Source organism: Streptomyces dryopteridis (assembly GCF_049606955.1).
Classification (GTDB): domain Bacteria; phylum Actinomycetota; class Actinomycetes; order Streptomycetales; family Streptomycetaceae; genus Streptomyces.
Map to the genome: position 1 here is coordinate 1,276,601 of NZ_CP187113.1, position 13,618 is coordinate 1,290,218.

Below are 13,618 nucleotides of genomic sequence, written 5' to 3' on the forward strand. Positions count from 1 at the left end.
CGTCTCCTTACATGTTGCTTTCCTGCGTGCGTGTCGTCGTCCGGGCGCGCGGACGCGCCCGGGGGTGACACCTCAGTCTTCATCCCCGTGATACCGCCGGCGCACCGACAGCAGTTCCACTTCCGGACGGGCCGCGACCAGCCGTTCACAGCGGTCGAGCACGTCCGACACGAATCCCGCGTCCCCGCTGACCAGCGCGACCCCGATACGGGCGCGCCGGTGCAGGTCCTGGTCGCCCACCTCCGCCGCGCTCACGGAGAACTTGCGTTGGAGCTCGGCGACGATGGGCCGGACGAGGGAGCGTTTCTCCTTCAGCGAGTGGACGTCACCGAGGAGCAGATCGAAGGACAGGGTCCCCACGTACATGTGGTGCCGGATGTCCCGCCGGTTCGGGTTCGACGACCTGAGGGGCAGCCGCCCGTCAGGGACATCGAAACCGTACACGCAACGGCCGGGGCCGATCGACGGATATTTCTCCCCGTCGACCGGCCCCGGTCACGTCACGGTCCCGTGCTTCCCGGGCCCCAGGCCGCGCCCCGACCGGTGAGGGTCGCGGCGTGGCCCGGGGTTCCGGGTGCGAGGGCAAGCCCGGCTGGTCAGCCGCGCGGCTTCTCGCGCATCTCGTAGGTGGCGATGACGTCGTCGATCTTGATGTCGTTGAAGCTGCCGAGGTTGATACCGCCCTCGAAGCCTTCGCGGATCTCGGTGACGTCGTCCTTGAAGCGGCGCAGGCCCGAGATGGTGAGGCTCTCCGCGATGACCTTGCCATCGCGCAGCAGGCGCGCCTTGGTGTTGCGCTTGACCTCGCCCGAGCGGACCAGGACACCGGCGATGTTGCCGAGCTTGGACGAGCGGAAGACCTCGCGGATCTCCGCGGTGCCGAGCTCGACCTCCTCGTACTCCGGCTTGAGCAGACCCTTCAGGGCCGCCTCGATCTCCTCGATGGCCTGGTAGATCACCGAGTAGTACCGGACGTCCACGCCTTCGCGCTCCGCCATCTGCGCCGCGCGGCCCGCGGCGCGGACGTTGTAGCCGATGACGATGGCGTCGGAGCCCATCGCGAGCGAGATGTCGGACTCCGTGACCGCACCGACGCCGCGGTGCAGGATGCGGATGTCCACTTCCTCGCCGACGTCGAGCTGGAGCAGGGAGGACTCCAGGGCCTCGACCGCACCGGACGCGTCGCCCTTGATGATGAGGTTGAGTTCCTGGACCAGACCGGCCTTGAGCACCTTGTCGAGGTCCTCGAGGGACACGCGACGGGTGCGCTTGGCGAAGTTGGCGTTGCGCTCGCGCGCCGCCCGCTTCTCGGCGATCTGACGGGCCGTGCGGTCCTCGTCGACGACGAGGAGGTTGTCGCCGGCGCCCGGGACGTTGGTGAGACCCAGCACCAGGATGGGGGTCGACGGACCCGCTTCCTCGATGTTGTTGCCCTTGTCGTCGAGCATGGCGCGGACGCGGCCGTAGGCGTCGCCGACGACGACCGTGTCACCGATGCGGAGGGTACCGCGCTGCACCAGGACCGTGGAGACGGCGCCGCGACCGCGGTCGAGGTGGGACTCGATCGCGATGCCCTGCGCGTCCTGCTCCGGGTTGGCCCGCAGGTCGAGCGAGGCGTCGGCGGTGAGGACCACGGCCTCCAGCAGGGAGTCGATGTGCAGACCCTGCTTGGCGGAGATGTCGACGAACATGGTGTCGCCGCCGTACTCCTCGGCCACCAGGCCGTACTCGGTCAGCTGACCGCGCACCTTGACCGGGTCGGCGCCCTCGACGTCGATCTTGTTGACCGCGACCACGATCGGAACGTCCGCGGCCTTGGCGTGGTTGAGCGCCTCGATCGTCTGCGGCATCACACCGTCGTTGGCCGCGACCACGAGGATCGCGATGTCGGTGGACTTCGCACCGCGGGCACGCATGGCGGTGAACGCCTCGTGACCGGGGGTGTCGATGAAGGTGATCTTGCGGTCCTCACCGTTGACCTCGGTGGAGACCTGGTACGCGCCGATGGCCTGGGTGATGCCGCCGGCCTCGCCCGCGACCACGTTGGTCTTGCGGATCGCGTCGAGGAGTCGGGTCTTGCCGTGGTCGACGTGACCCATGACGGTCACGACCGGCGGACGCGCGACGAGGTACTCCTCGCCGCCCTCGTCCTCGCCGAACTCCAGGTCGAAGGACTCGAGCAGCTCGCGGTCCTCCTCCTCGGGGCTGACGATCTGGACGACGTAGTTCATCTCCGTGCCGAGCAGCTCCAGGGTCGCGTCAGAGACCGACTGGGTGGCCGTGACCATCTCGCCGAGGTTCATCATCACCGCGACGAGCGACGCCGGGTTGGCGCCGATCTTCTCGGCGAAGTCGGTGAGGGAGGCACCGCGGGAGAGACGGATGGTCTCGCCGCCACCGCGCGGCAGCATCACGCCGCCCACGGACGGGGCCTGCATGGCCTCGTATTCCTGACGACGCTGGCGCTTGGACTTGCGACCGCGCCGGGCGGGACCGCCCGGACGACCGAAGGCACCCTGCGTGCCACCGCGGCCACCGGGGCCGCCGGGACGCCCGGCGAAACCGGGACGACCGCCGCCACCGGCGCCGGCACCCGGGCCGCCGCCGAAGCCGCCGCCACCCGGACGCGGGCCGCCGAAGCCGCCACCGGCCGGACGCGAGCCCGGACCGGCCGGACGACCGGCGAAGCCGCCACCGGGACGACCGGCGCCGCCGCCGGGACGACCCGCGCCGCCACCGGGACCACGACCGCCGGCACCGGGGCCGGGACGGGGGCCCGCGGCCGGACGCTGCGGCATCATGCCGGGGTTCGGACGGTTGCCGCCCGCGGCGGGACCGGGACGCGGCCCGCCCTGCGGACGCGGCATGCCGGCCGGCGAGGGACGGGGACCGCCCTGGCCGGGGCCGCCCTGCGGACGGGGACCGCCGCCGGCGCCCTGCGGACGCGGGCCGCCACCCTGACCGGCGCCGGGGGCACCGGGACGGGGGGCACCCTGCGGGCGCGGAGCCTGCGGGCGGGCCATGCCGGTGGAACCACCGGAGGTGAAGGGGTTGTTGCCCGGACGGGGACCCGCGGGACGGGCACCACCGGGACGGGGGGCCTGACCGGCCGGACGCGGGGCCTGACCGCCGGCGCCCTGGCCGGGAGCCGGACGGGAACCGCCGGGACGGGGGCCGGACTGACCGGCGCCGGGCGCGGGGCGCTCGGAACGCTCGGGGCGCTGCTGCGCGGCCGGACGGGGACCCGGAGCCGGACGCGACGAGGCGGCGGGGGCCGCCGGCGGCGCGGTGAACTCGGGGACGACCGGAGCCGGAGCCGCCGGAGCGGGCTTCGGCGCCGGACGCGGGCCGGGACGCGGGCCGGAACCGGCCGGGGTCACGGGGGCCGCGGGGGCGCTCGCCACGGGGGCCGCGGGCGTGGCCGGCTTGGGGGCCGGGGCACCGGGCTTGGGGGCGGCGGGGCGAGCCGCGGCGGCCGGGGAGGGCGCGGCGGGCTTCGCGGGGGAGGGCGCCGTCTTGCGGGGCGCACCGGGCTTGGCAGCGGTCTTGCCGGCGGAGCCGGGACCCTGCAAAGCGTCAGTCAACTTGCGTACAACCGGCGCCTCGATCGTCGAGGACGCCGAACGGACGAATTCACCGAGTTCTTGGAGCTTGGCCATGACGACCTTGCTCTCGACTCCGAACTCCTTGGCGAGTTCGTATACCCGGACCTTAGCCACTTCGCTCCTTTGAGGTCCGGGTTACGCCGGACCGTCGCTACTTCATGGGCGTACTCATCGCGTACTCATCGAGTGCTCATCGCAATCTCGACCTACTTCCAACTCGCGAGGTACCTGACCGCACGGAAGGTCTCCGTGCCGTACAACGTGCTGTGCACCGTTCACGGTGCGGTTTCCACGACCTGTCGCAGTCGTGTCGTGTCGAGCGCTCCGGCGGACCGGAGGGCCCGGGGGAAGGCTCGGCGGCGCACCGCCTTGTCGAGGCAGGTCGCGGCGGGGTGCAGGTACGCACCCCGGCCGGGCAGCGTACCGCGAGGATCGGGGACGCAGTCGTCCTCGATCGCCACGATGCGCAGCAGATCGCCTTTGGCCGCTCGCTCCCTGCACCCCACGCAGGTGCGTTCGGGGCATGCGCGGGTCTGCGTCCGGCCAGACACGATGAAGTCTACCTCCCCGCACCGACCTCACCCCTTCGGGCGAGAAATCGAACGGATGTCGTCGTGGCGTGGGGCGTCCGGGCGGGTGTGAAACGCCGCGGACGCCGTGCGTCCACTGTCCTGTGTACCGTGCGGAAGGCCCGAACGGTACCGGTTTATTCCCGGCCCCGGTCCGCGTCCGCGTCGGCGGGCTCGGTGTCGGGACGGATGTCGATGCGCCAGCCGGTGAGGCGGGCGGCGAGGCGGGCGTTCTGGCCCTCCTTGCCGATCGCCAGCGACAGCTGGTAGTCGGGCACGGTCACCCGGGCGGACCGGGCGTACAGGTCCACGATCTCGACCTTGGTCACCCGGGCGGGGGACAGCGCGTTGGCGACCATCTCGGCCGGGTCGTCCGACCAGTCCACGATGTCGATCTTCTCGCCGTGCAGCTCGGCCATCACGTTGCGCACCCGGCCGCCCATCGGGCCGATGCAGGCGCCCTTGGGGTTGAGGCCGGAGCGGGTGGAGCGGACCGCGATCTTGGTGCGGTGGCCGGCCTCGCGGGCGATCGCCGAGATCTCGACGCTGCCGTCGGCGATCTCGGGGACCTCCAGCGCGAACAGCTTCTTCACCAGGTTGGGGTGGGTGCGCGAGAGGGTCACGGAGGGACCGCGCACGCCCTTGGCCACGCGCACCACGTAGGTGCGCAGCCGCAGCCCGTGCGTGTACTCCTCGCCCGGGACCTGCTCCTGCACCGGCAGGATGGCCTCCAGCTTGCCGATGTCCACCAGCACGTTGCGCGGGTCCTTGCCCTGCTGCACCACGCCGGTGATGACGTCGCCCTCACGGCCCGCGAACTCGCCGAAGGTCAGGTCGTCCTCGGCGTCGCGCAGACGCTGGAGGATGACCTGCTTGGCGGTGGTGGCGGCGATCCGGCCGAAGCCCGACGGGGTGTCGTCGAACTCCTGGGCCTCCTGCCCCTCCTCCAGGTCCTGCGGGTCCTCCTTCGCCCACACGGTCACGTGACCGTTGGTGCGGTTCAGCTCGACCCGGGCCCGGCGGCGGCTGCCCTCGGTGCGGTGGTACGCGATGAGGAGGGCCGACTCGATGGCCTCCACGAGGAGGTCGAAGGAGATCTCCTTCTCCCGGACCAGACCCCGCAGGGCACTCATGTCGATGTCCACGACTACGCCTCCTCTTCTTCCTGAACGCCGTCGTTCTTGTCTTTGCGGTTGAACTCGATCTCGACACGCGCCTTGGCGATCTCGGCGAAGGTCAGCCGGCGGGTGGTGGCCTTGCGGCCCTTCACGCCGGGCACCTCCAGGTCGAGCCCCTCCTCGTCCACGCCGAGGATCCGCGCGACCAGGTCGGCGCCGTCGCCCAGCTTGAAGGCGACGAGGCGGCCGGTGGCGCGCCGGTAGTGGCGCGATTCGGTGAGAGGGCGGTCGGCGCCCGGGGAGCTGACCTCCAGGACGTACTCGTCCTCGCCCATGGCCTCGGTCTCGTCGAGCCGGTCGGAGATCTCACGACTCAGCTCGGCGCACAGGTCCAGTTCCACGCCGGTGTCGGAATCCACGATGATCCGCAGCATCCGTCGGCGGCCGGCCCGGGACTGCTCGATCTCCTCGAGGTCGAGGCCCTTGGCGAGTACCAGTGGCTCCAGCAGTTCGCGCAGCCTGTCGCTCTGGGTGGTGCTCATCCGGGTGACTCCTCGGCCGCGTGTGCTGTTGTGGATCGGACCGCGCGTGGGTCGCGTGTCAGGTCAAAGGGTATCCGGTCCGGCGGGGTGTTGCCGTCCGCGCCCCGACCGGGGTCCCCGGTACCGTGATCACCGACACATCCGGTCCCGGGCGCCCCGGGCCCCGAACGACGAGGATCCCGCCGTGCCCGAGACCCTGCCCTCCCGAAGGAGCCTGCTCGTCGGGGCCGCCGGCGCGGCCGGCGTCGCGCTGCTGTCGGGCTGCACCTCCGGCCCCGAGGAGGCCCGACGGGCCGCCGAACGGGCCGGCGTCCTGGCCGACCTGCGGGTACGGCGCACGGCGGCCGAGGCGAGCCGGGCCCTGTTGGCGCGCTACGAGGCCACGGCGGCGGCGCACCCCGCGCTGACCGCCCGGCTGGCCCCGCTGCGGGCCACCGTGGCCGCGCACCTGGCCGCGCTGGAGGAGCCCGCCGGCGTCTCCGCCTCCCCCTCGCCGGCGCGCGGGGCCGCCGGAGCGGACGGCGCGCCCTCCGGGGCCGCGCCCGCGCCGGTCGCGGCCCGGCCCGAGCAGGCCGTGCGGGAGCTGGCGGCGGCGGAGCGGCGACTGGCCGAGGACCGGCTGGTCGCGCTCGGGCAGGCGCCCGGCGAACCCGCCCGGCTGTTGGCCTCGCTGGCGGCGGCCGGCCTGGTGCACCAGCACCTGCTGACCGCCGGCCCGGACTCCCCCACCCCGAAGGACGGTGCCTGAGATGTTCCAGCGAGGACGGGACGCGGACCCGGTCGACCCGAGCCCCGCCCCCACCGGCTCCGCCGGCCCGGACGCGGCGGCGTTGGAGGCGGCGCAGGCCGCGCTGGCGGCCGAGCACGCGGCGGTGTGGGCGTACGGGGTGATCGGCGCCCGGGTCGCCAAGGAGCGGCGCGACGAGGCCCGGCAGGCGCACGAGGCGCACGTGACCCGGCGGGACTCGCTGGCGCGGACGGTGCGCCGACTGGGGGCGGCGCCGGTGGCGGCGGAGGCCGCGTACGCCCTGCCCTTCCGGCCCGACACGGCGGCCGACGCGGTGCGCCTGGCGGCCGGGATCGAGGACGGGGTGGCGGGTGCCTGCGCCGATCTGGTGCGGGCCGCCCGGGGGTCCCTGCGGCGCGAGGCGGCGGACGCGCTGGGCGCGGCGGCGGTGCGCGCGGCGCGGTGGCGCGGTGTCGGCGTAGCCTTCCCTGGGCTCGCGGAACGAAAGAATCGAGCCACGGAGAGCTGAAAGGGAACCCGCACGCATGGCTTTCGAACCGCCGCAGCGGCTTGTCCGGGCGCTCGGCGAACTGCCGGACCCCACCGCGACCGACCAGTGGCTTGAGCGGCTGCCCCGGCTCGCCGAGGAGGCGATGGCCCGGCACGAGGTGCGGGCCGAACGGGTGCAGGCGCCGGGTGGGCGCAGCTCCCTGGTGGTGCTCGTGCGGTACCCGGACGGGACCCCGGCGACCGTGAAGCTGGCGCCGCCGGCGGGTCGGCCCGGGGCGGAGCGGGCCGCGTTGGAGCGGTGGGGCGGTTTCGGGGCGGTGCGGCTGTTGGACGACCGGCACCGGGAGGGCGGGGAGCTGCTGTTGGAGCGGCTGCGTCCGGAGGTGTCGCTGCGTTCGCTGCCGGAGGCCAAGGCCCTGTTGGAGGCGGCGGGCACGGTGCGCCGGCTGTGGGTGCCGGTGGAGCCGGGGCACCCGTTCGAGACGGTGGCGGAGCGCACGGCGCGGCAGAGCGCGGGTTGGGAGGCGGCGCCGGAGGTCGCGCGGCCGCTGGTGCGGGTGGCGCGGGCCGTGCGCGAGGAGTTGGTGGCGGCGGCGGAGCCGGAGGAGTTCCTGCTGCACGGGGCGTTCCGGCAGGGGAAGGTGCTGGCCGGGGACCGGGCCCCGTGGCTGACGGTGGGTCCGGAGCCGGTGGTGGGCGAACGGGCCTACGACCTGGCGCGGTTGGTGCGGGACCGGTTGGAGGACCAGATCGCGGGCTCGGGCGGTCCGGGGACGGCGCGGCGCCGGATGAACCGGCTGGCCGATTCGCTGGAGCTGGACCGGGACCGGCTGCGGGGCTGGACCCTGTTCCGGGCGGTGGAGTCGGGGGTGCGCGCGCTGACGGTGGGGCGCCGGCGCGACGGGGAGCTGCTGTTGGAGTACGCGGGCTGGTTGTGAGCCCGCCGTTGTGAGCCCGCCGCGCCCCTCCCCCGCCCGTCACCAGCGGCGCAGCGGGAGCGGGGCGCCCATCACGGCGTAGGGGCGGGCGGCGCTGGGGAAGTGCACGCGGCGGGCGAGGTCCACGTAGCCGAGCCGGGCGTAGAGGGCGCGGGCGGGGCTGTCCACGTCGATGGCGGACAGGATGGAACGGGGCAGTCCGCAGGCGTCGGTGACGCGGGTGATGAGGGCGCGGCCGACGCCCTTGCCCTGGTGGTCGGGGTGGACGTGGAGTTCGGTGACGGCGAAGGACTCGTCGAGCCAGTGGTCGAGGCCGCCGGTGAGCAGGTGGGGTTCGACGATGGTGGACCACCAGTGGGCGCGGTCGTTGGGCATGCCGTAGACGAAGCCGGCGATGGCGCCGTCGGGGGTGTACGCGGCCAGGGCGCGGGCGCCGGGGGCGCTCATGTGGCGGCGGACGATGTGCCGGCGGATGGCCACCTCTTCGGGGCCGAGGCCGAAGGCGAGGGCCTGGACGGCGAGGGCCTCGTCGGCGCGGGCGGCGAGGTCGAGGGGGCCCAGGCTCAGGCCGGCGGGGGTGGGCGGGAGCTCGTGATCGCGCGACATGACGTGACCCTAATGCCCCGGCCGGGCGGGTGGGGCGGGGTCGTGGGTCACGGTCGCGGCGGGGGTCAGAACAGGACGCTGGTGAAGGCGCCGATCTCGCGGAACCCGACGCGTCGGTAGGCGGCGCGGGCGGCCGTGTTGTAGTCGTTGACGTACAGGCTGACCAAGGGGGCGACCTCGCGCAGGGCGTGGGCGAGGACGGCGGCCATGCCGGTCTCGGAGTGGCCGCGGCCGCGGTGTTCGGGGGCCACCCAGACGCCTTGGATCTGGCATGCCTCGGGGGTGGCGGCGCCGATCTCGGCCTTGAAGACGACCCGGCCGTCCTCGATGCGGGCGAAGGAGCGGCCGGTGCCGACGAGTTCGGCGACCCGGGCCTGGTAGAGCAGGCCGCCGTCGCCGGCGAGCGGGGAGACGCCGACCTCCTCGGTGAACATGGCGACGCAGGCGGGGAGGATGAGGTCCATCTCGTCGCGTCGGACGCGGCGCACGAGGGGGTCGGGGGTGATCTCGGCGGAGGGGGCGTCGGCGAGCATCAGCGGTTGGTGGGCGCGGACTTCCCTGGCGGGGCCCCAGTGGGGTTCCAGGAGGCGCCACAGGGGGCCGGCGGCGTCGCTGGGGCCGACGATGGAGGAGCAGCGGCGGCCGGTGCGGCGGGCGCGGTCGGCGAAGGCGCGGACGGCCTCGGGGCCGGCGCCGACGGGCACGAGGTTGGCGCCGGAGTAGCACAGGGAGCGGAGTTCGCCGTCGGTATACCAGCCCCACATCTCGCCGCCGAGCCGCCACGGGTCGAGGCCGGCGACCCGGACGCGGGAGGTCACGAAGGCGTTGGCGACCGGGTCGCGGCCGAGTACGACGAGGGCGGCGTCGAGGTCGCCGACGTCGAGCACTCGGGTGGTGGTCTGCGTCAACACTGGGGCCTCACCATGCGAGTCTGCTGATTTCCGCACTGTACCCGCAGGTCCGTCGCCTTGGCTCGTCACGGACCGGGGGAACCGGGCACGCCCCCGGGCCGGTGGGCGGCGCGGGGGCGTGCGGCGGGGCGTGTGGGGCCGAGGGGCGGGAGGTCAGCCGGCGACGGCGACGGTGGGTTCGCCGGAGGCGACCCCGTCGCGCTCCATCTCGGCGGCGATCTTGAGGGCCTCTTCGATGAGGGTCTCGACGATCTTGGACTCGGGGACGGTCTTGATGACCTCGCCCTTGACGAAGATCTGGCCCTTGCCGTTGCCGGAGGCCACGCCGAGGTCGGCCTCGCGGGCCTCGCCGGGGCCGTTGACGACGCAGCCCATGACCGCGACGCGCAGGGGCACCTCCATGCCCTCGAGGCCGGCGGTGACCTCCTCGGCGAGCTTGTACACGTCGACCTGGGCGCGGCCGCAGGAGGGGCAGGAGACGATCTCCAGCCGGCGCTGGCGCAGGTTGAGGGATTCCAGGATCTGGATGCCGACCTTGATCTCCTCGGCCGGCGGGGCGGAGAGGGAGACCCGGATGGTGTCGCCGATGCCCTCGGAGAGCAGGGCGCCGAAGGCGACGGCGGACTTGATGGTGCCCTGGAAGGCGGGGCCGGCCTCGGTGACGCCGAGGTGGAGGGGGTAGTCGCACTGGGCGGCGAGCTGCCGGTACGCCTCGATCATGACGACGGGGTCGTTGTGCTTGACCGAGATCTTGATGTCGCGGAAGTCGTGCTCCTCGAAGAGGGACGCCTCCCACAGCGCGGACTCGACGAGGGCCTCGGGGGTGGCCTTGCCGTACTTCTGGAGCAGGCGGCGGTCGAGGGAGCCGGCGTTGACGCCGATCCGGATCGGGGTGGCCGCGTCCTTGGCCGCCTTCGCGATCTCCTTGACCTTGTCGTCGAACTGCTTGATGTTGCCGGGGTTGACGCGGACGGCGGCGCAGCCGGCCTCGATCGCGGCGAACACGTACTTCGGCTGGAAGTGGATGTCGGCGATGACCGGGATCTGCGACTTGCGGGCGATCACCGAGAGGGCGTCGGCGTCGTCCTGGGTCGGGCAGGCGACGCGGACGATCTGGCAGCCGGAGGCGGTGAGTTCCGCGATCTGCTGGAGGGTGGCGCCGATGTCCGAGGTGCGCGTGGTGGTCATGGACTGCACCGAGACGGGGGCGTCTCCACCGACGGCCACGGATCCGACCTGGATCTTGCGGCTGACCCGTCGGTCGGCGAGCTTCGTCGGCACGGACGGCATTCCGAGTGAGATGGCAGTCATCTGCTGTGCAACCCCAAGGTGTGGATCGAGGTCCCGGTATCGGCGGGCTCCAGCCTTCGAGACTACGCCAACGGACGCACGCGTCGCGCACCCGCCGGGGCGTGCCACCCGAACGTAGGGGGTCGGGCACGATGCGTGCCCGACCCCCGTACATACGCTCGTATGACCGGCCCACCATCCGATCGTCGGATGGGTTTCGTCGCCGGTCGGCGTCTAGGTGATGCGGATCGGGTTGACCACGTCGGCCACCAGCACCAGCAGGGTGAAGCAGACGAACACCCCGGCCACCGCGTACGCCACCGGCATCAGCTTGGCCACGTCGAAGGGGCCCGGGTCGGGTCGGCGGAACAGCCGGGCGAGGTTGCGCCGCAGCGACTCCCACAGCGCGCCCGCGATGTGCCCGCCGTCCAGCGGCAGCAGCGGCAGCATGTTGAACAGGAACAGCGACAGGTTGAACATGCCGACGAGCTGGAGGAAGAACACCAGGCGCTGTTCGGCCGGGATGTCCAGGGTGGCGATCTCGCCGCTGATCCGGGCCGCGCCGACGATGCCCATCGGGGAGTCCGGTTCGCGTTCGGCGCCGCCGAAGGCCGCGTCCCACAGGGCCGGGATCTTGGCGGGCAGCCGCAGCAGGCCCTCGACGCTGTTGTCGACCACGTCGCCCATGTGCGACAGGGACTGGCCGAAGGTCAGCGGGAGGATCTCGTTGGTGGGCGAGAAGCCCAGCCAGCCGGCCTTGAGGTACTCGCCCTTGACGTAGCCGCCGTGCCCGTCGGTCTTCGGCACGGTGTTCTCGATCAGGGTCACCGGCAGCACCAGCTCGCGGCCCGCGCGTTCCACCGTGACGGTGGCCGGGCCGATGGTGTCGCGGATGCGCTGCTGGAGCGCGGTCCAATCGGCGATCGGCTTGCCGTCGAAGGCCGTGATCCGGTCCCCCGCCTGGAGGCCGGCGGCCTTCGACGGGGAGGCGGGGTCGCCGGCCTTGCACACGTCGCGCTTCTCGCTGGCCTGGATCACGCAGGGCGAGACGGAGGAGACGGTGGTGGTGGTCTGGTTGGTGCCGAAGGTCATCCACACGCCGAAGAACACCAGCAGCGCCAGGACCAGGTTCATGAACGGCCCGGCGAACATGACGACGACCCGCTTCCACGGGGCGCGGGTGTAGAACAGCCGCTTCTCGTCACCCGGCTGGAGCTCCTCGTAGGCCGCCGAGCGGGCGTCCTCGATCATCGCCCGGAACGGGGAGGTGGAGCGGGCGGTGATCCGGCCGTCCTCTCCGGGCGGGAACATCCCGATCATGCGGATGTAGCCGCCCATCGGGATCGCCTTGATCCCGTACTCCGTGTCGCCCTTGCGGCGCGACCAGATCGTCGGGCCGAACCCGACCATGTACTGCGGCACCCGGATGCCGAAGAGCTTGGCCGTCGACAGGTGGCCCAGCTCGTGCCAGGCGATCGAGACCAGCAGGCCGACGACGAAGATCAGTATCCCGAGCACCGTCATGAGTACGGTCATGCGTTCGCCTCCACGGCGGCTCCGGCCGCCAGTTCCCGGGCCCGGGCGCGGGCCCAGGTCTCCGCCTCGAGGACGTCCGACACGGTCAGGGAGGACCCCGCCGCCGGCACGCCGTGCTCGTCTGCCACGGCAGCGACGGTATCCATGATTGCTGTGAACGGCAGCCGCCCGGCCAGGAACGCCGCCACACACTCCTCGTTCGCCGCATTGAACACGGCCGGTGCGGTACCGCCGAGGGCGCCCACGTGCCGGGCCAGGTCCACGGCCGGGAACGCCTCGGTGTCCAGCGGCAGGAACTCCCAGGTGGAGGCCGTGGACCAGTCGAAGGCCGGGGCCGCGTCCGGGACCCGCTCGGGCCAGCCGATGCCGATCGCGATCGGGCCGCGCATGTCCGGCGGGGTCGCCTGGGCCAGCGTGGAGCCGTCCGAGAACTCCACCATCGAGTGGACGTAGGACTGCGGATGGACCACGACCTCGATCCGTTCGAACGGGATGTCGTACAGCAGGTGGGCCTCGATCACCTCCAGCCCCTTGTTGACCAGGGTCGCGCTGTTGACGGTGATCACCGGGCCCATGGCCCAGGTCGGGTGCGCGAGCGCGTCCTCGACGGTGACGGAGGCCAGTTCGGCGCGGGTCCGGCCGCGGAAGGGGCCGCCGGAGGCGGTGACCACGAGCTTGCGCACGTCGGCGCGGGTGCCGGCGGCCAGGGCCTGGAAGAGCGCGGCGTGCTCGGAGTCCACCGGGATGATCTGTCCGGGCGCGGCCAGTTCCTTGACCAGCGGGCCGCCGACGATCAGCGATTCCTTGTTGGCCAGGGCCAGGGTGCGACCGGCGCGCAGGGCCGCCAGGGTGGGGGCGAGCCCGATCGAGCCGGTGATCCCGTTGAGGACGGTGTGGCAGGCGGAGCCCGCGAGTTCGGCGGCGGCCTCGGGGCCGGCGAGGATCCCCGGGAGCGGCTCGCCCGGCCCGTACCGGGCGGCCAGCGCCTCGCGCAGCGCGGGCACGGCGTCCTCCCGGGCCACCGCCACCGTCTCGACCCGCAGCCGGTGCGCCTGCTCGGCCAGCGGCTCGGGGCGTCCGCCGGCCGCCGACAGGGCGGTGACGCGGAACCGGTCGGGGTTGCGGAGCACGAGGTCGACGGCCTGGGTTCCGATCGAGCCGGTGGACCCGAGCACGACGAGGTCCCGGCGGCCGGCCGCGGGGTCGAAGAGGAGGTGCGGATCGGCGAGGGGGGCTGGGCTGTCGCTCATCCCCCCATTGTCACCG

General features: G+C 73.1%; 13 protein-coding genes. 3 read left to right on the top strand and 10 right to left on the bottom strand.

Annotated features, from left to right (window positions below; genetic code table 11):
* Window positions 1-72 precede the first annotated feature (72 nt).
* The 5 genes from ACN20G_RS05000 to rimP form a co-directional block, all read right to left on the bottom strand.
* Window positions 73-366: a DUF503 domain-containing protein gene (locus tag ACN20G_RS05000; RefSeq protein ID WP_424211501.1), complete on the bottom strand. Its 294-nt coding sequence runs from the start codon at window positions 364-366 to the stop codon at window positions 73-75.
* A 230-nt stretch (window positions 367-596) separates the two neighbouring features.
* The gene (infB, locus tag ACN20G_RS05005) at window positions 597-3,719 is read right to left on the bottom strand and encodes a translation initiation factor IF-2 (RefSeq protein ID WP_424211502.1); all 3,123 of its coding nucleotides are present in this window, start codon (window positions 3,717-3,719) and stop codon (window positions 597-599) included.
* A gap of 161 nt (window positions 3,720-3,880) precedes the next feature.
* Window positions 3,881-4,156: a YlxR family protein gene (locus ACN20G_RS05010; RefSeq protein WP_424211503.1), complete on the bottom strand. Its 276-nt coding sequence runs from the start codon at window positions 4,154-4,156 to the stop codon at window positions 3,881-3,883.
* Between the two features lie 155 nt (window positions 4,157-4,311).
* The gene (nusA, locus tag ACN20G_RS05015) at window positions 4,312-5,319 is read right to left on the bottom strand and encodes a transcription termination factor NusA (protein WP_424211504.1); all 1,008 of its coding nucleotides are present in this window, start codon (window positions 5,317-5,319) and stop codon (window positions 4,312-4,314) included.
* A 2-nt stretch (window positions 5,320-5,321) separates the two neighbouring features.
* Window positions 5,322-5,834: a ribosome maturation factor RimP gene (rimP, locus tag ACN20G_RS05020; RefSeq protein WP_424211505.1), complete on the bottom strand. Its 513-nt coding sequence runs from the start codon at window positions 5,832-5,834 to the stop codon at window positions 5,322-5,324.
* Window positions 5,835-6,018: 184 nt separating this feature from the next.
* Between rimP and ACN20G_RS05025 the strand changes: the two genes are divergently transcribed.
* Genes ACN20G_RS05025 through ACN20G_RS05035 form a run of 3 tightly spaced genes read left to right on the top strand, consistent with a single transcriptional unit; the run spans window position 6,019 to window position 8,009 of the window.
* Window positions 6,019-6,582 carry a hypothetical protein gene (locus ACN20G_RS05025; protein ID WP_424211506.1) on the top strand — a complete coding sequence of 188 codons (564 nt, stop codon included), beginning with the start codon at window positions 6,019-6,021 and terminating at the stop codon, window positions 6,580-6,582.
* 1 nt (window position 6,583) lies between these two features.
* Window positions 6,584-7,090 (top strand): DUF4439 domain-containing protein, encoded by a 507-nt coding sequence (locus ACN20G_RS05030; RefSeq protein WP_424211507.1) that lies wholly within the window; start codon window positions 6,584-6,586, stop codon window positions 7,088-7,090.
* A 16-nt stretch (window positions 7,091-7,106) separates the two neighbouring features.
* Window positions 7,107-8,009 carry an aminoglycoside phosphotransferase family protein gene (locus ACN20G_RS05035; protein ID WP_424211508.1) on the top strand — a complete coding sequence of 301 codons (903 nt, stop codon included), beginning with the start codon at window positions 7,107-7,109 and terminating at the stop codon, window positions 8,007-8,009.
* Window positions 8,010-8,048: 39 nt separating this feature from the next.
* On the opposite strand, the gene ACN20G_RS05040 is transcribed toward ACN20G_RS05035, so the two are convergent.
* The 5 genes from ACN20G_RS05040 to dxr all read right to left on the bottom strand — a co-directional run bounded on the left by ACN20G_RS05040 (window position 8,049) and on the right by dxr (window position 13,602).
* Complete coding sequence (locus ACN20G_RS05040) at window positions 8,049-8,615, bottom strand: GNAT family N-acetyltransferase (RefSeq protein ID WP_424211509.1); 567 nt, start codon at window positions 8,613-8,615, stop codon at window positions 8,049-8,051.
* Window positions 8,616-8,680: 65 nt separating this feature from the next.
* Window positions 8,681-9,526 (bottom strand): GNAT family N-acetyltransferase, encoded by an 846-nt coding sequence (locus ACN20G_RS05045; RefSeq protein ID WP_424211510.1) that lies wholly within the window; start codon window positions 9,524-9,526, stop codon window positions 8,681-8,683.
* 153 nt (window positions 9,527-9,679) lie between these two features.
* Window positions 9,680-10,837 (bottom strand): flavodoxin-dependent (E)-4-hydroxy-3-methylbut-2-enyl-diphosphate synthase, encoded by a 1,158-nt coding sequence (gene ispG / locus ACN20G_RS05050; protein ID WP_424211511.1) that lies wholly within the window; start codon window positions 10,835-10,837, stop codon window positions 9,680-9,682.
* A gap of 213 nt (window positions 10,838-11,050) precedes the next feature.
* Window positions 11,051-12,352 carry a M50 family metallopeptidase gene (locus tag ACN20G_RS05055; RefSeq protein ID WP_424211512.1) on the bottom strand — a complete coding sequence of 434 codons (1,302 nt, stop codon included), beginning with the start codon at window positions 12,350-12,352 and terminating at the stop codon, window positions 11,051-11,053.
* Complete coding sequence (dxr, locus tag ACN20G_RS05060) at window positions 12,349-13,602, bottom strand: 1-deoxy-D-xylulose-5-phosphate reductoisomerase (RefSeq protein WP_424211513.1); 1,254 nt, start codon at window positions 13,600-13,602, stop codon at window positions 12,349-12,351. The genes ACN20G_RS05055 and dxr overlap by 4 nt, the downstream gene beginning before the upstream one ends.
* Window positions 13,603-13,618 lie beyond the last annotated feature (16 nt).